This window comes from Streptomyces sp. bgisy159, assembly GCF_965341775.1.
In the GTDB taxonomy this organism is placed as follows: Bacteria; Actinomycetota; Actinomycetes; order Streptomycetales; family Streptomycetaceae; genus Streptomyces.
In genome coordinates this window covers 165,744-183,608 of the sequence record NZ_CBDQZH010000012.1, presented here as the reverse complement: position 1 = coordinate 183,608, position 17,865 = coordinate 165,744, and the positions used below count along the sequence as shown (strand labels likewise).

Annotated in this window: 19 protein-coding genes; 5 read left to right on the top strand and 14 right to left on the bottom strand. The window is 73.3% G+C overall.

Annotated elements, in window-relative coordinates; genetic code table 11:
* The first annotated feature begins 74 nt into the window (after positions 1-74).
* Entirely contained in the window at positions 75-896 is an 822-nt protein-coding gene (locus ACSLTV_RS15035; RefSeq protein WP_432133862.1) for a class I SAM-dependent methyltransferase, read from the top strand.
* A 64-nt stretch (positions 897-960) separates the two neighbouring features.
* Positions 961-1,131 (top strand): hydrophobic protein, encoded by a 171-nt coding sequence (locus tag ACSLTV_RS15030; RefSeq protein WP_432133861.1) that lies wholly within the window; start codon positions 961-963, stop codon positions 1,129-1,131.
* Positions 1,132-1,161: 30 nt separating this feature from the next.
* On the opposite strand, the gene ACSLTV_RS15025 is transcribed toward ACSLTV_RS15030, so the two are convergent.
* From ACSLTV_RS15025 to ACSLTV_RS15005, 5 genes are read right to left on the bottom strand one after another with little or no spacing between them, the layout of a single operon-like run.
* Entirely contained in the window at positions 1,162-1,920 is a 759-nt protein-coding gene (locus ACSLTV_RS15025) for a GvpL/GvpF family gas vesicle protein (RefSeq protein WP_432133860.1), read from the bottom strand.
* Positions 1,921-1,969: 49 nt separating this feature from the next.
* Positions 1,970-2,740 carry a GvpL/GvpF family gas vesicle protein gene (locus ACSLTV_RS15020; RefSeq protein ID WP_432133859.1) on the bottom strand — a complete coding sequence of 257 codons (771 nt, stop codon included), beginning with the start codon at positions 2,738-2,740 and terminating at the stop codon, positions 1,970-1,972.
* Positions 2,737-3,699 carry a non-homologous end-joining DNA ligase gene (ligD, locus tag ACSLTV_RS15015; RefSeq protein ID WP_435612291.1) on the bottom strand — a complete coding sequence of 321 codons (963 nt, stop codon included), beginning with the start codon at positions 3,697-3,699 and terminating at the stop codon, positions 2,737-2,739. Before ligD ends, ACSLTV_RS15020 begins: the two co-directional genes overlap by 4 nt.
* On the bottom strand, positions 3,696-5,633 hold the full coding sequence (locus tag ACSLTV_RS15010; protein WP_432133857.1) for a transketolase: 1,938 nt from the start codon (positions 5,631-5,633) through the stop codon (positions 3,696-3,698). Before ACSLTV_RS15010 ends, ligD begins: the two co-directional genes overlap by 4 nt.
* Before the next feature lie 4 nt (positions 5,634-5,637).
* Positions 5,638-7,197 (bottom strand): NAD(P)/FAD-dependent oxidoreductase, encoded by a 1,560-nt coding sequence (locus ACSLTV_RS15005; protein WP_435612290.1) that lies wholly within the window; start codon positions 7,195-7,197, stop codon positions 5,638-5,640.
* A 182-nt stretch (positions 7,198-7,379) separates the two neighbouring features.
* On the opposite strand from ACSLTV_RS15005, the gene ACSLTV_RS15000 reads away from it, so the two are divergent.
* Positions 7,380-8,333, top strand: a complete 954-nt coding sequence (locus ACSLTV_RS15000) for an LLM class F420-dependent oxidoreductase (RefSeq protein ID WP_432133855.1) — start codon at positions 7,380-7,382, stop codon at positions 8,331-8,333.
* A gap of 44 nt (positions 8,334-8,377) precedes the next feature.
* On the opposite strand, the gene ACSLTV_RS14995 is transcribed toward ACSLTV_RS15000, so the two are convergent.
* Positions 8,378-8,605, bottom strand: coding sequence for a hypothetical protein (locus ACSLTV_RS14995; protein WP_432133854.1), 228 nt, complete (start codon positions 8,603-8,605; stop codon positions 8,378-8,380).
* A 124-nt stretch (positions 8,606-8,729) separates the two neighbouring features.
* On the opposite strand from ACSLTV_RS14995, the gene ACSLTV_RS14990 reads away from it, so the two are divergent.
* Together ACSLTV_RS14990 and ACSLTV_RS14985 are read left to right on the top strand one after the other, a co-directional pair.
* Positions 8,730-9,080 (top strand): VOC family protein, encoded by a 351-nt coding sequence (locus ACSLTV_RS14990; protein ID WP_432133853.1) that lies wholly within the window; start codon positions 8,730-8,732, stop codon positions 9,078-9,080.
* A gap of 78 nt (positions 9,081-9,158) precedes the next feature.
* Positions 9,159-9,506 (top strand): DUF6204 family protein, encoded by a 348-nt coding sequence (locus ACSLTV_RS14985; RefSeq protein WP_432133852.1) that lies wholly within the window; start codon positions 9,159-9,161, stop codon positions 9,504-9,506.
* On the opposite strand, the gene ACSLTV_RS14980 is transcribed toward ACSLTV_RS14985, so the two are convergent.
* From ACSLTV_RS14980 to ACSLTV_RS14945, 8 genes are all read right to left on the bottom strand, one after another.
* Complete coding sequence (locus ACSLTV_RS14980) at positions 9,478-10,032, bottom strand: GNAT family N-acetyltransferase (protein ID WP_432133851.1); 555 nt, start codon at positions 10,030-10,032, stop codon at positions 9,478-9,480. The genes ACSLTV_RS14985 and ACSLTV_RS14980 overlap by 29 nt on opposite strands.
* Before the next feature lie 41 nt (positions 10,033-10,073).
* Positions 10,074-10,313 carry a LapA family protein gene (locus ACSLTV_RS14975; protein ID WP_432133850.1) on the bottom strand — a complete coding sequence of 80 codons (240 nt, stop codon included), beginning with the start codon at positions 10,311-10,313 and terminating at the stop codon, positions 10,074-10,076.
* A 194-nt stretch (positions 10,314-10,507) separates the two neighbouring features.
* Complete coding sequence (locus ACSLTV_RS14970; RefSeq protein WP_432133849.1) at positions 10,508-11,431, bottom strand: S66 peptidase family protein; 924 nt, start codon at positions 11,429-11,431, stop codon at positions 10,508-10,510.
* Complete coding sequence (locus ACSLTV_RS14965; RefSeq protein ID WP_432133848.1) at positions 11,428-13,380, bottom strand: prolyl oligopeptidase family serine peptidase; 1,953 nt, start codon at positions 13,378-13,380, stop codon at positions 11,428-11,430. Before ACSLTV_RS14965 ends, ACSLTV_RS14970 begins: the two co-directional genes overlap by 4 nt.
* Positions 13,381-13,397: 17 nt before the next feature.
* The gene (locus ACSLTV_RS14960) at positions 13,398-14,702 is read right to left on the bottom strand and encodes a M20/M25/M40 family metallo-hydrolase (RefSeq protein WP_432133847.1); all 1,305 of its coding nucleotides are present in this window, start codon (positions 14,700-14,702) and stop codon (positions 13,398-13,400) included.
* Positions 14,695-15,528: a M55 family metallopeptidase gene (locus ACSLTV_RS14955; RefSeq protein WP_432133846.1), complete on the bottom strand. Its 834-nt coding sequence runs from the start codon at positions 15,526-15,528 to the stop codon at positions 14,695-14,697. The genes ACSLTV_RS14960 and ACSLTV_RS14955 overlap by 8 nt, the downstream gene beginning before the upstream one ends.
* 133 nt (positions 15,529-15,661) lie before the next feature.
* Entirely contained in the window at positions 15,662-16,444 is a 783-nt protein-coding gene (gene heR / locus ACSLTV_RS14950; protein ID WP_432133845.1) for a heliorhodopsin HeR, read from the bottom strand.
* Between the two features lie 127 nt (positions 16,445-16,571).
* On the bottom strand, positions 16,572-17,708 hold the full coding sequence (locus ACSLTV_RS14945; protein ID WP_435612289.1) for a TerC/Alx family metal homeostasis membrane protein: 1,137 nt from the start codon (positions 17,706-17,708) through the stop codon (positions 16,572-16,574).
* Positions 17,709-17,865: the final 157 nt, after the last annotated feature.

Here is a 17,865-nt window from a genome sequence, read left to right as displayed (position 1 = left end):
GGCGTACCGTTCGGGCCATCGCCACGGGATCCGGTCGAGCCCGGGGAGCCGGTACGACGTGAAGGGGTACAGCCATGCCGAAAGCACGTGAGACCGCCGTCTACACCCACGGACACCACGAGTCGGTCCTGCGGTCGCACACCTGGCGCACCGCCGCCAACTCCGCCGCATACGTGCTGGACACGCTCAAGCCGCACATGCGCGTCCTGGACATCGGCTGCGGGCCCGGAACGATCACCGCGGACCTCGCCGCCCTGGTCCCCGACGGCCGGGTCACCGGCGTCGACCGGGCGCCGGAGGTCCTGGAGCAGGCCCGGGCCACGGCCGCCGACCGCGGGCTGACCAACATCGACTTCGCGGTGGCCGACGTCCACGCCCTCGACCATCCCGACGACACGTTCTGCGTGGTCCACGCCCACCAGGTGCTGCAGCACGTCGGCGACCCCGTGGCGGCGTTGCGCGAGATGCGGCGGGTCACCAGGCCGGGCGGGTTCGTCGCCGTACGGGACGCCGACTACGCCGCGATGACCTGGTACCCCGCGTCCGGCGGCCTGGACGACTGGCTGGACCTGTACCAGCGGGTGGCGCGGGCCAACGGGGGCGAGCCGGACGCCGGACGCCGGCTGAAGGCTTGGGCGCGGGCGGCCGGGTTCACCGACGTCACCGTGACCTCCGGCACCTGGACCTACGCCACGTCCGAGGAGCGGGCCTGGTGGAGCGGCCTGTGGGCGGACCGGACGCTGGCCTCGGCGTACGCCGAGCGCGCCACCGTGGGCGGGCACGCCACCCGGGAGCAGTTGGAGGCGGTGGCCGGGGCATGGCGGGAGTGGGGCCGGCAGGAGGACGGCTGGTTCGCGGTCCTGCACGGGGAGATCCTCTGCCGGAAAGAAGCCTGACCGCTCAGGAACATGGAATTGTTCGGCGTTTTCTGGAAACCCGGACTGCAGGAGGTTTCACATTATGGTTCCCATCCTGCTGGTACTGCTCCTGGCGCTCATTCTCTTCGGCGTCGGATTCGCGGTGAAGGTTCTCTGGTGGATCGCGCTCGCGGTCCTCGTCGTCTGGCTGCTGGGATTCCTCCTTCGGGGGACGACGGCGAGCGGGGGAAGGGGTCGCTGGTACAGGTGGTGATGTGAGGTGCCGCACCGACCCGCCTTTCGTTCACGTCTGCCCTTCTGATTCCACGAAGGAATAAGCGGCCCACGGCCCGGCGAGATCCACGCGCGTTCCGCTTTCCTCGTCCTTTGCCGCCCGGTCGACGATTTCCACGAATTGCTCGCTTTCGGTGCGTGGCACCAGATACGCGGCGTTCAGCACCTGAGGTGCGAAGTCGTCGGGCCGGGTGAGGGGCGGGGCGAGCGGATGCGGGAGGTTCCGCCGGGCCGCCTCCGCGTGCCCGGCGAGATCGGCGTGCAGCCGCTCGGCGAACGCCTGGGCCGCCCGCCGGGCCTCAACGGCCGCCCGCCGGGCGTCGGGGCCGCCTTCCGCGCCGCCGCCCGGCGGTGTCGTGCCGGTGGCCGACGCCCCGGGCACCGACACCGTCACCCCCCACTCCACGCGGTCCCGGAGCCGGTCGAGGATGTCGCGGAAGCGGTCCTCCCGTTCCTCGATCATCACGCGGACCTCGCTGTCGTCGGCGACGACCGTGGCCGGCCACAGCGGCAGCGGCGTGGTCACCACGGTGAGCGCGTCGACGACCTGCCGGTGGCCGCGAGCCATCCGGGCCAGCCAGTCCGGATCCGCCAGATGGGTCTGCAGCGGCTCCTCGGCGAAGTCGACCTCCGAGACCGTGCTGACGACGGCGACCAGCCCGTGGTGGTGCAGCAGCCGGGCCGGAGCGCCCGCCACCCCCGTCAGCTGGACCTGGAGCGGAGTGTCGAACGGACGGCAGACGGCATACACGTACCGCAGTCCGGCCATGCGGCCTCCTCCTTCCCGGGGCGCGCCCCTGCCTCATCCGGTTTCCGTGCTACTCCGGATTCTCGTCGGGCACCACCGTGCCCGCGGGCGCGGCGGGGCCGGGCTCCACGAAGCTGTACGGCGGCAGCGGGCCCTCGGCGCGCAGATCGAGGTGCGGATGGCTGCGGCGCAGCCCCGCCACGGCGGCCAGGAACTCGGGGGCGCTGTCCCGGTCGACCAGGAAGGAGACGTCGACCAGCCACCCCTCCGAGGCGGAGCCGACACTGACGGCCTCGGCGGACGCCTCCAGAGTGTGCTGGGCCTCGGCCGCCTCCTCGGCCTCCTGGGCCTGGACGGCGGCCGTCACCATCTCCCCGAACTGAAGCTTCTGCGCGTACGTCCCGCCGCCCGCCCGCCGGTTCGCCTCGGCCAGGGCGCGCAACTCGGGGCTCTCGGCCAGTACCCGGTGCAGCACGGCCTGCTCGTGGTGGGCCGCCCGCACCGTGTACTCGACCCTGCCCGTCAGCGCCCGCAGCCGCTCCCGGTAGTGCTCGGCGCGTTCGGCGAGGACGGCGGCGACCGCGTGGTCGTCGGGGGCGATGCTGCCGAACCGCATGGGCAGCACACAGCCCGCGGCCTCAGCGGCGGCGAGCACGTGTCGGTGGGCGGCCAGGGCGCTGTCGCGGGGCCGCAGCCCCTCGGGCGCGTCGCTGACGACGGCCGCGAGGTCGCCCTCGGCGAGGATCCGCACCGGCTGCGGCGGCTCCCCCACGCCGGTCGTGCCGAAAGGAACCGCGTCCGCGTGTGCGCGTTCGACGATGCCGTAGACGTAGGTACTCACCTCTCGGCCTCCTTCCGCTCCGCCCCGCGCAGCGCGTCGAGCCGGCGGCGGGCCGGGGCGAGGGCGCGGCGCCGGCGGGCCAGGCCGGACCACGGTCGGGTGCGGGCCTGGTCGACGGCGTCGGCGACGGTCCACCGGCGGGGGCCGGTGTCCGGGTCGTCGAGCTGCTCCCAGGCCAGCGCAACGGCGACGGGGGCCCCGGGCAGCGCCCGTACCGAGAAGGGGACGACGGCGGTCTGCGCGTAGCCGTTGCGCTGGACGTCGAGATAGAGCCGGTCCCCGCGGTCCTTCTTGCGGGCGGCGGTGGTGAGTTCGTCCGGGTGCTCGGCGGCGAGCAGGGCGGCGGCGTCGCGGGCGAAGGCGCGCACCTCGTCGACGCCGTGCCGGGCGTGCAGCGGCACCACCACGTGCAGGCCGCGTGACCCGCTGGTCATCAGGCCCGAGGGCAGGCGCAGTTGGTCGAGGAGATCGCCCAGCCGGCGTGCCGCCCGCCGGACGGCGCGGAAGTCGTCGTCGGGCGGATCGAGGTCGAAGACCATCAGGTCGGGGCGCTCCAGGTGAGCGGCGCGGGTGAGCCAGCGGTGCAGGGTGAGACAGGCCTGGCCGGCGAGGTGGACCAGGGTCGCGGCGTCGTCGCACACGGTGTGCCGGACGGTGCCGTCCTCCTTGGGCACCTCGCCGCGGGTGATCCAGTCGGGGTAGTGCTCGGGGGTGTTCTTCTGCATGAAGCGGGGACCGCCGAGGCCGTCGGGGTGGCACTCCAGCATCAGGGGGCGACCGCGCAGGTGGGGCAGCATGAAGGGGGCGACCGACCGGTAGTACTCGGCGAGGTCGCCCTTGGTGTACTCCTTCGCCGCCCCCTGCGCGCCGCCGTCGCCCGGGAACATCACCTTGTCCGCGCGCCGCACCTCGACGGTCCGGCGCGCGGTGCGCACCCTCAGCGTCTGTGTGCCGCTCATGGCACCACCGCGTGCTCCACCAGCAGTCGGACGGCGGTCGCGATCGACTCCGCGTCGATGCCGGCGGCGTGCAGCTGCTCGGCGGGGGAGGCGGAGCCCGGCATGGTCCGGACCGCCAGCCGGGCCAGGCGCGGCACCGGGCGTCCGTCGGTGAACGCGTCGAGGACGGCGTCGCCGAGGCCGCCCTCGGGGTGGTGGTCCTCCACGGTGACCAGGCAGCCGGTCTCCTCGGCGGCCCGGCGCAGGGTCTCCCGGTCGACGGGCTTGACCGAGTACAGGTCGATGACGCGGACCGGTATGCCGGCGCCGGCCAGGGTGTCGGCGGCGGCGAGCGCCTCGGGCACGGTCACCCCGGCGGCGACGAGCGTCGCGCGGTCGTCCTCGCCGGCCGAGCGGAGCACCTTGCTGCCCCCGACGGGGAACTCCTCGTCGGGCCCGTAGAGCACCGGCGTGGCGCCGCGGGAGGTACGCAGGTACCGGATTCCGTCCAGCTCGGCCATCGCCTGCACCAGCCGGGACGTCTGGTTGGCGTCGCACGGGTAGAGGACGGTCGAGCCGTGCACGGCGCGCATCATCGCCAGGTCCTCCAGGCCCATCTGCGAGGGCCCGTCCTGACCGATGGCGACGCCCGCGTGGGAACCGACCAGGTTGACCCCGGCGCCGCTGACGGACGCCATCCGCACGAAGTCGTGGGCGCGCGTCAGGAAGGCGGCGAACGTGGAGGCGTAGGGCACCCAGCCGCGGGCGGCCATCCCGACGGCGGCGGCGACCAGCTGCTGCTCGGCGATGTAGCACTCGAAGAACCGGTCGGGGTGTTCCTTGGCGAAGTACTCGGCGCGGGTGGAGTCGCTGACCTCGCCGTCGAGGGCGACGACGTCGCCGCGGGCGGTGCCGAGGGCGGCGAGCGCGTGTCCGTAGGCGTTGCGGGTGGCCTCCTCGTCGCCCTTGTCCCAGGTGGGGAGGTCGGCGTCCCGGCGCGCATCCCGACGACGACCGGCTGCATACGACATACCGTCGCCCTCATCCGGTGTCCGGTCGGCGGCATCCGGTGTCCGGGCGCCCGTGGACGGTGTCCCGGCGCCGGCTCCGCCCTGCGGCAGCCGCACCGTCACCCGGACCTGGCGATCCCCGCCCAGCTCCTCGACGGCGGCCTCCGGGTCCTTGAGCGGCTTGCCGTGCAGCCCCTCCCTGTCCTCCGCGTCGGCGACGCCCTTGCCCTTCAGGGTGCGGGCGAGGATCACGGTGGGCTGGCCGAGCGTGGAGCGGGCCTCGCCGAAGGCGCGGTCGACCGCGTCGACGTCGTGCCCGTCGACCTCCACCGTGTGCCAGCCGAACGCGGCGAAGCGGTGGGCGTAGGCGTCGATGTCGTGGCCGTGCCGGGTGGGGCCGCGCTGGCCGAGCCGGTTGACGTCGACGATCGCGGTCAGGTTGTCCAGGTTCTCGTACGCGGCGTGCTCGGCCGCCTCCCACACGGAGCCCTCGGCGAGTTCGCTGTCCCCGCACATCACCCACACCCGGTAGTCGGCGCGTTCCAGCCGACGGCCCGCCAGCGCCTCCCCCACGGCGATGGGCAGCCCCTGGCCGAGCGAACCGGTGGCCGTCTCGACCCAGGGCAGCCGTCGCGGGGTGGGGTGGCCTTCGAGGCGGCTGCCCAGCTCGCGCAGGGTGAGCAGCTCGGCGTCGTCGATGGCGCCCGCCGCCTTGTACGCCGCGTAGAGCAACGGCGAGGCGTGCCCCTTGGACAGGATGAAACGGTCGTTGCCGGGGTGGCCGGGCCGGTCGAAGTCGTAGCGGAGGTGGTGCGCGAGCAGTACGGCCATCAGATCGGCGCCGGACATCGAGGAGGTCGGGTGCCCGGAGCCCGCGGCGGCGGAGGCCCGGACGCTGTCGACACGCAACTGCTGTCCGAGCGCGGCAAGTTCTGCGGTGTCCATGGCTCTACTGATCTCCTTCGGCAGGGGTGGCTCCGCCGGTGGGCTGGTTCCTCGCGGGTTCACCGCCCGGCTGGTTCCTGGCGGGTTCGCCACCCGGCTGGTTCTTGGCCGGCTCACCGTCCGGCTGGTTCCTGGCGGGTTCGTCGTCGGGCCGGTTCGCGGCCGGCTCGGCGCCGGCCTGCTTCCCGGCGGCCGCACGGCGCGGCCCCGAGCGGGCCCGGCCGTCGTCCCGGTCCTTCCGTTCGCGTTCCCGCTCCTGCCCCCCTGGCACCCGCGCCAGCTCCGGGGACGCGGTGTCCAGCGGTACGGACCAGGACCGCACGAGGCCCAACTGCACGCCCTGGCGCGGCAGTACGGCGTCCAGGAGCCAGTCGGCGGCGACCCGGACGCGGTTGCCGGGCATCGCGGCCAAGTGGTAGGCGCGGGTGACAGCACCCGCCACCGGGCCGGACAGCGGCACGCCGAACGGGTTGGCGGCTGCCTGGACCCCGCCGAGGTCGACGGCGAACCCCTTGTCCTTGTGCCGGTAGGGCCGCAGCCGTCCGTCCCCGAACGTCGCCGCGATGTTCAGCCCGGCCACCCGGCCCTGCCGCCACGCGTGCTGCGCGGTCATCGGGGTGAACTGACCGGGGTCGTCGAGGTCGGGCACGGCGGCCGCGTCACCGCACGCGAACACTTCCGGTCGGCCCGGCACCTGCAGCGTCGGCTCGACCAGGAGCCGTCCGCGCTCCATCGGCAGCCCCAGTGACTCGGCGAGCGGATCGGGCCGGACGCCCACGCACCACACCAGGGTGCGGGTGTCGACGAACTCGCCGTCGGTGAGCAGGACCCCGTCGTGCGTGGCCTCCTTCACCGAGGTCCCCATGCGCACGTCGACGCCCCGGTCGCGCAGCACCCGGTCGGCGGTGTCCGACAGCCGCTGGTCCAGTTCCGGCAGCACCCGGTCGGCGATGTCGAGCAGCATCCAGCGCGGCCGGATGCCCTGGCGCAGGGGGTGCTTGCGGACCAGGGCGTCGGTGAACAGCTGTCCCTGGGCGGCGACTTCGGTACCGGTGTAGCCGGCGCCGACCACGACGAACGTGCAGCGGGCGGAGCAGCTCCTCGGGTCGTCGGCCCCGGCGGCCAGTTCGACCTGGCGGGTCACGTGGTCGCGCAGGTACAGCGCCTCGGGCAGCCCGCGGAAGCCGTGGGCGTGCTCGGCGACCCCGGGCAGCGGCAGCAGCTTGTTGACGCTGCCGGCCGCGAGGACGAGCCGGTCGTAGCCGAGGGTGCCGTTGTCGCCCTCGGGGTCGGTGAAGTGAACGGTGCGCGCGTCCAGGTCGATGTGGTCGGCCTCGCCGAGGACCAGTCGTACGTCCGGAAGGGTGCCGGCGAGCGAAACGGTGACCCTGCGCGGTTCGAGGATGCCCGCGGCCACCTGGGGCAGCAGCGGCAGGTACAGGAAGTAGTCGGTCGGGTTGAGCAGGGTGATGTCGGCGCGCCCCCGGGCCTCGCGGGCCAGGGTGCGGGCCGTGCGGTATCCGGCGAAGCCGGCACCGACGATCACGATGCGGGGTCGACTCACGGGGTTCGCCTCCGACGGTGTGCGGTGGCAGGGGCGCTGCCACGTACAGGGGTCTGTGTCCACGTCCGAGGGTTCCGCGTTTCCCCAGCCGTCCGGGCCAAACGTGTGCCGGTTTCCCGCCGGGCCGCCGGGTACCCGGACGGCGCACTCCACTCGTTCGCCAGCCCCCGGAGGTACCCCCCATGGCCGAGTACGGCTACTTCCTGTCCTGCGAGGAATTCGGCCCCGCGGACCTCGTCGAGCAGGCGCGGATGGCCGAGCAGGCAGGGTTCCAGTCGCTGTGGATCTCCGACCACTACCACCCCTGGAACGACGCGCAGGGCCAGAGCCCGTTCGTGTGGTCGGTGATCGGCGCGCTCTCGGAGGCGGTTTCGCTGCCGATCGAGACGGCGGTGACCTGCCCGACCGTGCGGATCCACCCGGCGGTGATCGCGCAGGCCGCCGCGACCAGCGCGGTGATGACGAACGGCCGCTTCCGCCTGGGTGTGGGCACCGGCGAGGCGCTCAACGAGCACATCCTGGGGGACGCCTGGCCGCCCGCGAACGTCCGCATGGAGATGCTGGAGGAGGCCGTCCTGGTCATGCGGAAGCTGTTCAGCGGTGAGGAGGTCAGCCACTACGGCACCCACTACACGGTGGAGAACGCCCGGCTGTACACCGTCCCCGACGAGCCGGTGCCGATCGACATCTCCGGCTTCGGGCCGAAGGCGACCGGACTGGCGGCCCGGGTGGGCGACGGCTACATCACGATGATGCCGGACGCGTCGATGGTGGAGCAGTTCCGCAAGGGCGGTGGTGGCACCAAGCCGGTCCTCGGCGGCACGAAGGTCTGCTACGGGGCCGACCGCGACGAGGCGGTGCGCACGGTGCGCTCGCTGTGGTCGAACCAGCTGCTGCCCGGCGAGATGGGCCAGATCCTGCCCACGCCGAGCCACTTCGAGCAGCTGGAGCCGCTGGTCACCGAGGAGATGGTCGCGAAGAACACGGTGTGCGGGGACGACGTGGACGAGCATGTCGCGACGCTGCGGGAGTTCGCGGACGCCGGCTTCGACCGGGTCTACGTCAACCAGATCGGCCCCGACCAGCGCGGGTTCTTCGACTTCTACCGCACGAAGGTGCTGCCTCAGCTGCCCTGACCAAGGTTGCCGGGGCGGGTCGCACCACCGGGCGGGCGAGCGGGTCAGGCCCGGTGGTGCGGCGTCTCGGGGTCGGTGGCGGGCTCGGTCCCGGCGTCGGCGGCGCCCGGCGCGCCGGGACCGGTGGGCGCGGCCGGGCGTCCGGCCGGCGCAACGGTGCCGGAGGGGCGGCGGGCCGCGCGCGGCTCCTCGCGGACGGCTTTCCGCGCCACCCGAACGAACTCGTCGGCCGCCCGGCGGTCGGGGCGGTCGGGATGCGGCAAGGTGTCCATGACCGCCGGGTACTTGAGGTGACCGGAGCGTAACGGCGCGCGGTCCGGGGCCGGACCGCGCGCCGCACGGTCCGTTCACCGCAACCGATCACCGCATCGCCGCCGCGCCGACTAGGCTCGGACCATGGACATTCTGGGAGCCACCCTGCGCGTCTGCGTCGATGACCTGGAGACCGCCGTCCCCTTCTACGAACGCCTCGCCGGCACCCCGGCGCTGCGCTTCGAGCGCGGCGGGGTCCAGGTGGCCGCGGCCGGTTGTTTCCTGCTGATGAGCGGCCCCGCGGCGGAGCTGGAGGTGCTGCGCAAGGTGGCGGCGACGATCGCGGTCACCGATGTCGGCGAGGCGCACCGGACGCTGACGGAACTCGGCGCGGACATCATCGCCGGCCCGGTGCCCACCCCCGTCGGCCGCAACCTGATCGCCCGCCATCCGGACGGCGCGGTCTACGAGTACGTCGACCGCCGGCCGGCCTGACGAAAATGCCGCGTGCGCCGCGGCCCCGTCGACGTAGAGTCGGGCGTTCGACGAGCGACGACCGCGCGAGGAGTGACAGTGAGCGAGCGGCACACGTACCGGGTGATCGTCCGGGGCACCTGGGACGGGCTCACCGAGGAGGCCCGGGAGCGGCTGCTCACCGAGGCCGGCCGGCACGGGCTGGCGAGCATGCGGTTCACCGAGGAGGGCACGCTGACGTACGAGCCGCGCCCGCTGAAGCACTTCTCGATGCGCTACGTGGTGGTGTCGGACGCGGCGGACGGCGAGGAGATGGCCGGTGCGATCGCCGAGGACCGCGCCGAGACCACGCTGCGGGCCCTGGGCTACGGATGGACGGGCCTGCGGTCGACGGTCACCGACCTGGACACCATGAAGATCAACCGGAAGGCCGCGCCTCGGCGGTGAGGGCCCACCGCTCGTGGTCCCGCCACCCCCCGTCCATGTAGATCATCTTCGGGGAGAAGCCCTCCCGCCGGAAGCCGCAGGCGCGGGCCAGGCCGATCGAGGCCGCGTTGCCGGGCTGCACGTTGATCTCCAGCCGGTGCAGCCGCATCGGCCCGAACGCGTAGCCCACCACCAGGTCGAGGCCCTCGCGCATCAGACCGCGCCCCGCGGCGTGCGCGAAGGCTCCGTAGCCGAGGGCGCCGTTCTGGAAGCCGCCGCGGACGATGTTGTTGATGTTGATGAACCCGGCGATGGCCCCGTCCTCGAGGGTGCACACCAGGAACCCGGCCCGCGCCGGGTCCTCGATCAGCCGCCCGGCATAGCCGGCGTACTCCTCGGGCGTCAGGGGCGGAAACAGCCACGGGTGGTGCAGTTCCCGGCTCTCCCGGGCCCGCGCGGTGAACTCGTCGGCGTCGGAGAGGGAGAACGCCCGCAGGCCGACGCGGGCTCCCTCGGCGATGTGACGGAGTCCGGTGCGGTGCGGCATCCGGCCAGCCTACGACGCCACCGGTGGTGGCATGCGCACGGTTACCGCCTGCGTCTCATGAGGTACGCCCCGCACAGGACGCCGATCAGTCCGGTGGCGAGCAGGGCCGTCCACAGCGGCATGGTGACCACGGGGATCAGCAGCCTGATCTCCGTTTTCTGGGTGTTCTCGAAGATGAAGACCAGAGCGAGGACGGCGAGCACCAGCACGGCGATCCGGGCCGGTGTCACCGCGACCCTGGCGCCGCCCTTCGTCGAGGTCTCGGAAGTCTTCGGGCTCATGGCTCCAGGGTGCGCCCGCAGCTGCGCGCCCGCACTCCGGGACGTCCGGGCCGCGACCGGGCCGCAGACCGGGGCGCGGCCGGGCCGGTACCGCCACGCACGGGGTCCGGGACGGCCGCGCACGAGGACGGGGCCGGGGCCGGGTCGCCCGTCCGCGCGAGGCCGCGTCCCCGTCGCGGCGGGGCCGGGGTGGGTCAGCGCAGGGCCGGCCGGTCCAGGGTCAGGGTGCCGGCGTCGGCGTCCAGGTCCGCCCGGACCCCGAAGGGGATCGTCAGCGCTCCGTCGCAGTGGCCGAAGCCGAAGTCCTCGGCCACCGGCACCCCGAGCCCGCCGAGCCGGTCGGCCAGCAGGGCCCGCACCCGCTCGTACGGGTCGCACCGCTCCCAGGAGCCGAGCAGCACACCGGCCACCCCCTCCAGCCATCCCGACCGCAGCAGCTGGGTGAGGTAGCGGTCCAGCCGGTAGGTCTCCTCCCCCACGTCCTCCAGGCACAGCAGTCCGCCGCGCGCCGAGCGGCGGGCGTGGGGGGTGCCCAGCTCCGCGGCGAGCAGGCACAGGCAGCCGCCGAGGAGCACGCCCCGCGCCCGGCCCGGGACCAGGGGGCCGCCGCCGGAGGCGATGACCCGGGCCGTCTCGGGGGCGAACAGCGTGGCCCGCAGGTGGTCCTGCGCGCGGGCGTTCTTGACGAAGTCGATCCCGGCGGCCATCGGCCCGTGCAGGGTGACCAGGCCGAGCCGGGCGGCGAACGCCTCGTGGAGCGCGGTGATGTCGCTGAAGCCGACGAACACCTTGGGTCCGGCCGCCCGCATGGCCTCCCAGTCGAGCAGGTCGGCCATGCGCTGGACGCCGTAGCCGCCCCGCGCGCACAGCACGGCGTCGACGGACGGGTCGCACCAGGCGCGCTGCAGGTCGGCCGCCCGGTCGGCGTCGGCGCCCGCGAGATAGTCGAAGGCGCCGTGCCGGTCCAGGACGTGGGGGGCGACGACCGGGTCGAGGTCCCAGCCGCGCAGCACGTCGAGTCCGGCCTGCAGGCGCTCCTCGGGCACCGGCCCGCTGGGCGCGACGACGGCCACCCGGGCGCCGGGCGCCAGCCGTGCGGGCCGTACGAGTTCCTTCACTTCAGCAGCTCCAGCGTCGGGATGCCGGGCGGTCTCAGCCCGAACACCTGGGCGTACAGGGAGAGTTCCGCCTCCAGTGCCCGCTTGACGGTGTCGGCGCGGCGGAAGCCGTGTCCCTCGCCCTCGAAGGCGAGGTAGGCGTGCGGGAGGTTCCGCCCGGCGAACCGGGCCAGCAGACGCTCGCACTGCGCGGGCGGGCAGATCACGTCGTCCAGGCCCTGCAGCAGCAGGAACGGCACCGTGATCCGGTCGGCGTGCTCGACCGGCGAGCGCTCGGTGTACCGTCCGGGGACCTCGTCGAGGGGGCCGACCAGCGTGTCCGGGTAGCGGGACTCGAAGTCGTGGGTCTCGCCGGTCGCCCACCCCGTCAGGTCGAGGACGGGGTACTTGATCGTGCCGCAGGCGTAGACGTCGGTGGTGGCCAGGGAGACGGCCGCGGTCCAGCCGCCGGCGCTGCCACCGCGGACGGCGAGCCGGTCGCGGTCGGCGGTGCCCTCGTCGGCGAGGGCCAGGGCGACGGCGGCGCAGTCCTCGATGTCGACCACGCCCCACTGCTCGCGGAGCCGCTCGCGGTAGGCCCGACCGTAGCCGGTGGATCCCCCGTAGTCGACGTCCACGACGCCGATGCCACGGGAGGTGAAGTAGGCGGTCTCCAGGTCCAGGACGAGCGCGGCGCGGTCGGTGGGGCCGCCGTGCGCGCGGATCACGTACGGCGGCAGCTCGGCGTCGGGGGCGGCGCAGCCGGGGTGGTGGGGCGGGTAGACGTGGGCGTGGATCTCCCGGCCGTCGGGTCCGGTGAAGGTGCGCAGGCGCGGCTCGGGGTAGTGGGCGGGGTCCACGGCGTCGGTGTGTTCGGCGCCGATCACCCGGGCGCGGCCGGTGCGCGTGTCCAGTTCCACGACCTCGTGGGCGCTGCGCGGGCTGGCCGCGACGGCGACGACCCGTTCGCCGTGCACGGCGAGGGTGGGTGCGACCTCGGTCCAGGGTCCGGCCGCGTCGACCACCTCACCGGTCTCGGGATCCAGTATCCCGAGGACGGCCGGCCCCCGACCGTGGACCACCGCGATCAGGCCGTTCGCCAGCGGCGCGAACCAGCGCGCGCCGAGCCGCCACAGCGCCCCGCCGAACTCCTCCTCCCGGCGGCACAGGGGACGGCCGTCGCGGTACAGGTTCCACCACCCGCTGCGGTCGCTGGTGTACAGCAGAGCGCCGTCCGTCGACCATTCGACCTGGGCGAGGGACTCCCGCGGCCCGCCGGCCACCGTCCGCACCCGCCGCAGCGTCCCGTCGGCCGCCACGTCGGCGACCAGCAGTTCGGTGCCGTCCCACGGCATCCGCGGATGGTCCCAGGCCAGCCACGCCGCCCTCGTGCCGTCCGGGGAGAGCCGGGGACCGGTGACGAACCGCCGCCGGTCGTCGGTGAGTTCCCGCACGGCCCCGCGGTCCTCGGCGGCCGACCCGTCCAGCGGTACGGCGGCCAGGACGCGGCGCACGTCGCCGGGTCCGTCACCGGTGAACTCCTCCAGCACGCACCAGACCTCGCCCCGGTCCGCCCGGATCAGCGGCTCCGCCCAGCGCAGTCCGCCGCCCACCGCAGACAGGGGGGTGAGCGGCCGGGGTTCGCCGCCCGGCTCCCAGCGGTACAGCCGCTGGTCGGCGTGGTGCGCGAACACCACGAGCGGCCGCCCGTCCCGCGGTACGGCGGCCCAGGGCGTGCCGCCGTACTCCATGATCCGGCTGCGCACGTTCCACGGTGCGGGCAGCGCTTCCTCCTCGACGCCGTCCGCGCGCCGTCGCACCAGCGCGCGCCGGCCGCCCTCCTCCGGGCGGGGCGCTGTCCACCACACCTCGTCGCCGACGACGCCCACGTCCTCGGGGCGCCCGTCGTGCGCGGCGGCCAGGGCCGCGTCGACGGGCGACGGCCACTCCCCGTACGGCAGGATCCGCACCGTTCCCCCTCCTTCGGTCACGCCGTCCGCAGGAACCGGTCCAGGACGCGGACGCCGAAGTGCAGCGCGTCGACCGGGACCCGCTCGTCGACCCCGTGGAACAGGGCCTGGTAGTCGAAGCCCTCCGGCAGCCGCAGGGGCGCGAACCCGTAGCCGGTGATGCCCAGTCGGGAGAACTGCTTGGCGTCGGTGCCGCCGGACATGCAGTACGGCACCACGTGCCCCTCGGGGGCGAACTCCCGGACGGCGGCGGCCATCCGGGTGTAGGTCGGCGAGTCCACCGGCGCCTGCAGGGCGACCTCGCGGTGGAGGTACTCCCAGTCGACGTCCGGCCCGGTGAGTTCGTCGAGCGTGGTGCGGAACTCGTCCTCGCCGCCCGGCAGATATCGTCCGTCGACGTGGGCGACGGCCTCCCCTGGGATCACGTTGACCTTGTAACCGGCTTCCAGGACGGTCGGGTTGGCACTGTTGCGCACCGTTGCCTCGACCAGCCGGGCGGCCGGCCCGAGCTTGTCCAGCAGGGCGTCCACGTCACTCAGGTCGGTCTCGATGCCGTAGAGGGCGGCGAGTTCGTTGAGGGCGGCCCGTACGGTCGGTGTCAGACGCGTCGGCCACACGTGCTCGCCGATGCGGGCGACGGCCGCGGCGAGCCGGGTCACCGCGTTCTCGTCGTTGACCTTCGAGCCGTGACCGGCCCGGCCGCGTGCGGTGAGCTTCAGCCAGCCGGTGCCCCGCTCCCCCGCCGCGATGGGGTAGAGCTGCCGTCCGTTCCCGTCGTGGAAGGTGAAGGCGCCGGACTCTCCGACGGCCTCCGCGCAGCCCTCGAAGAGCCCCGGGTGGTGGTCGGCGAGGAACCCGGAGCCGTCCTCGGCGCTGGCCTCCTCGTCGGCGGTGAAGGCGATGACGAGGTCGCGCCGGGGCCGCACCCCCTGACGGGCCCAGGAGCGGACGACGGCCAGGATCATCGCGTCCATGTTCTTCATGTCGACCGCGCCGCGCCCCCACACCACCCCGTCGCGGACCTCCCCGGAGAAGGGGTGCACGCTCCAGTCGGCGGCCTCGGCGGGGACGACGTCCAGGTGGCCGTGGACGAGCAGTGCGTCGGCGGCCGGGTCGGTGCCCGCGAGCCGCGCGACGACGTTGGTGCGGCCGGGGGTGCGCTCCAGCAGCACCGGTTCCAGACCGGCTCCGGCCAGCCGCTCGGCCGCGTACTCGGCGGCCGGCCGCTCACGGCAGTCGCCGCCGCCCCGGTTGGTGGTGTCGATGCGGATCAGGTCGGAGGTGAACCGCACCACCTCGTCCAGGGCCTGCTGGTCAGCCATACTGCTCCTCCACGGCGGCCGAGGCGATCGTGGTGACCGCCTTGAAGGTGCGGATCCCCTCGTACATCGTCTCGCTGGTGTACGCGATCCTGCGCTCGCCGACACGGTCCACGCCGGGCACCACGGTGACTGCCTGGGCGAGGTGTTCGGCGTCGAACTCGACGGCGACTGTATACGGTCCGCCGACGACCGGATCCTGTCGTACGGCGAGCGTGGCCGCCTGCTCGGCGGCGGCCCGGATGTCGGCGGCGGTACGGGCCGGTGTCCGGCACACGGCCGCGTACCGCGAGACGTGGTCCTTCACGGCGACCTTCAGCGCCTCCGGCGCGTACCCGAGGGCGTCCTCACAGGCGATGTCGTCCCCGGTGACGAGGACGACCGGCACCCCGTACTCGGCGACCACCTGGGCGTTGAGCAGACCCTCGCTGGCCCTGACATCGTTCAGCCAGACGCCGGTGATCTGGTTGGCGAGGTAGGTGTGGGCGAGGACGCCGTCCATGCCGGCGCCCGCGTGGTAGCCGACGAACGCGATGCCGTCGACGTCACCGTGCTGCACACCCTCCACCATGGACAGCCCCTTGTGCCGGCCGGTGAGCATCTCCACCCGCTCGTCGAGCCGCTCCAGGAGCAGGTTGCGCATGGTCCAGTGGGCCTCGTTGACCACGACCTCGTCGGCGCCGCCGGCGTAGAACCCGAGGGCGGCGGCGTTGACGTCGGAGGTGAACATCGCCCGGCACCGCTCCCACTGCGGGGTGCCCGGCAGCACGTCGGCCGGCCAGGTCACCCCCGTGGCGCCCTCCATGTCGGCGCTGATGAGGATCTTCATGGTGCGTCACGTTACGCGGCGCCGCGGTGACTTCCCAGGAGGCCGAGGAGGCCGGGCCCACCCCGGGCGGCTGCCGCGGGGCCCCCGGAGGTGTTGCCGCCCGTGCCCCGCGGCCGGTCGCGGCCCCGCCCGTTCAGCCGGACAGCGAGCCCCCGAAGATCTGCCACGCCAGCAACGACTTCGCCACGAGGCTGAGCACCAGGTACCCCTTCTCACCGTAGGCGTAGTCGGACCACCGGCCGGCCTGCCGGTACTGGAGCCACTGATTCAGTCCGAAGCTGAAGAAGAGGACGGCCTGGACCAGCACGATCCCGTACACGAACCCGGGGACGGTGTCGGCCGCGACGACGTTGTAGGCGATCGAGATCCACGGCGTCACGCCGATCAGCGTCCCGAACCAGAACGGGAGCATCGTGGTCGCCGCGCGCCCCGGCGGGTTCATCCGCTCCTCCAGCCAGCCGAAGAGGATCATCCCGATGTTGGCACCGGCGACGGCGATGACGGCGTTGATGTTGGTGATGCCCGCGTAGAAGCCGATGAGGAGCACCATCAGCGTCGCGCTCAGCGCGTACTCCACCCAACGGAACCGGTTGATGCCGTGCCGTAGATCGCGCTCGTAGGCGGCGCGGCCCACCGTCGCCGTCACCAGGTGGTCCAGGGCCGCCAGAGCCAGGAAGGCGCCGACGGCCCAGCCGATCGGTACGTCGAACAGCGCTTCGGGGGCGGGCGCCCTGGTTCCCGGCGGCCCTTCGGGGACCGAGGAGGTGACGGTGATGGAGAAGTCCCCCGCCAGGACGACGATCGCCGCGGCCTGGACCAGGTGCAGCAGGGTGAGTCCCAGGTTCCACGAGCGGAGCCCGGCAAGTCGTCCGCCGGTGACACCGGTGGCCACCGGCGCTCTCTCTTCGCTGTTCACGGTTCCTCCTCAGGGCCGGGCGACGCGGTACGTCCGCATGGTCGTACCGGTCCGGTCGTGAAGCGCGGCAGTCACGCCGCCGCCCCGCCGGGAGTACCCCGAGCGGCGCTCGGCGGATCCGCCGCGTTCACCGCTTCGGGGGACGGTGTGCGGAGCGTCCCGGACCGGGCCGATCACGACCGGGGGCGTCCTGTGCGGCGCGGTGGCGACCGGCCGCGGCAGGGATGTCACCTGCCGGGGTGGGCTCAGGACGGTCCGAGGTGGGCTCGGGACGGTCCGAGGTGGGCTCAGCACGGTCCGGGGTAGGCCCCGGGCGGTCCGCGGTGCCGCCGGTCCCCCCTCGGGTGGCGATGAGGGACCAGGCGATGGACACCGTGATGGTGACCGCGATGACGCCGAGGGTGAGGGGCACGGGCAGCTTGCCGACCGGGGTCTCGGACAGGATGAGCTTGACGCCCGCGAAGGCGAGCAGGACCGCGAGGCCGTAGTGCAGGTACTGGAAACGGCGCAGGAGCCCGGCCAGGCAGAAGTACAGGCTGCGCAGGCCCAGGACCGCGAAGGCGTTGGCGGTCCACACCAGGAAGGTGTCGGTGGTGATCGCGAGGACGGCGGCCACGGAGTCGACGGCGAAGATCAGGTCGGTGGCCTCGATGGCCACCAGGGTCACGAACAGCAGCGTCGCCACCCTGCGGCCGCGGAGGCGCAGAAAGAATCTGTCGCCGTGGAACCGCGGGTCGGTGGGGATGAGCCTCCGGACCAGGCGGACGACGGGGTTCCGGTCGGGGTGGACCTCCTCGTCCTTGGAGACGGCCATCTTCCAGCCGGTCCAGATCAGGAACGCACCGAACAGGTAGGCGGTCCAGAAGAACACCTGCAGCAGTTCGGCGCCGACGAAGATGAACACCAGCCGGGCGGCCAGCGCTCCGAGAACGCCCCAGAACAGGACCTTGTGCTGGTAGGCGTCCGGCACGGCGAAGAACGAGAACACCAGCGCGAAGACGAAGACGTTGTCGATCGACAGGGCCTTCTCGATCAGATAGCCGGCGTAGTAGGTGGAAGCGGTCTCACCCCCCTGCCAGGCCCACAGGATGAGGCCGAAGCCCAGGCCGACGGCGATCCACAGCGCGCTCCACAGCGCGGCTTCGCGGAATCCGATCACATGGTTGTCGCGGTGCGCGATCAGGTCGACGGCGAGCATGACGCCGATCCCGAGGGTGACGGCGGCCCACACCCACAGCGGGACGGCGAACGACAGTTCATTCATGGTGGTTCGGCTTCCAGCGAGGCTTCCGGCGAGTCGAAACGGAAGAGACGACGTGCCTCCAGCGTCACTCGTGGCCTCTACCCCCGTCAAGCATTACGCGAAAAGTTTTTCGGCAATATTTTTTCGCGAAAACATGGTGTTGGTCACGGGTCACGGC

Coding starts and splice junctions, on each gene's coding strand:
- ACSLTV_RS15030 (WP_432133861.1), top strand. CDS start 961: ATGGTTCCCATCCTGCTGGTACTGCTCCTGGCGCTCATTCTCTTCGGC.
- ACSLTV_RS14960 (WP_432133847.1), bottom strand. CDS start 14,702: ATGGCTGACCAGCAGGCCCTGGACGAGGTGGTGCGGTTCACCTCCGAC.
- ACSLTV_RS15025 (WP_432133860.1), bottom strand. CDS start 1,920: ATGGCCGGACTGCGGTACGTGTATGCCGTCTGCCGTCCGTTCGACACT.
- ACSLTV_RS14975 (WP_432133850.1), bottom strand. CDS start 10,313: ATGAGCCCGAAGACTTCCGAGACCTCGACGAAGGGCGGCGCCAGGGTC.
- ACSLTV_RS15035 (WP_432133862.1), top strand. CDS start 75: ATGCCGAAAGCACGTGAGACCGCCGTCTACACCCACGGACACCACGAG.
- ACSLTV_RS14995 (WP_432133854.1), bottom strand. CDS start 8,605: ATGGACACCTTGCCGCATCCCGACCGCCCCGACCGCCGGGCGGCCGAC.
- ACSLTV_RS15000 (WP_432133855.1), top strand. CDS start 7,380: ATGGCCGAGTACGGCTACTTCCTGTCCTGCGAGGAATTCGGCCCCGCG.
- ACSLTV_RS14955 (WP_432133846.1), bottom strand. CDS start 15,528: ATGAAGATCCTCATCAGCGCCGACATGGAGGGCGCCACGGGGGTGACC.
- ligD (WP_435612291.1), bottom strand. CDS start 3,699: ATGAGCGGCACACAGACGCTGAGGGTGCGCACCGCGCGCCGGACCGTC.
- ACSLTV_RS15010 (WP_432133857.1), bottom strand. CDS start 5,633: ATGGACACCGCAGAACTTGCCGCGCTCGGACAGCAGTTGCGTGTCGAC.
- ACSLTV_RS14990 (WP_432133853.1), top strand. CDS start 8,730: ATGGACATTCTGGGAGCCACCCTGCGCGTCTGCGTCGATGACCTGGAG.
- ACSLTV_RS14980 (WP_432133851.1), bottom strand. CDS start 10,032: ATGCCGCACCGCACCGGACTCCGTCACATCGCCGAGGGAGCCCGCGTC.
- ACSLTV_RS14945 (WP_435612289.1), bottom strand. CDS start 17,708: ATGAATGAACTGTCGTTCGCCGTCCCGCTGTGGGTGTGGGCCGCCGTC.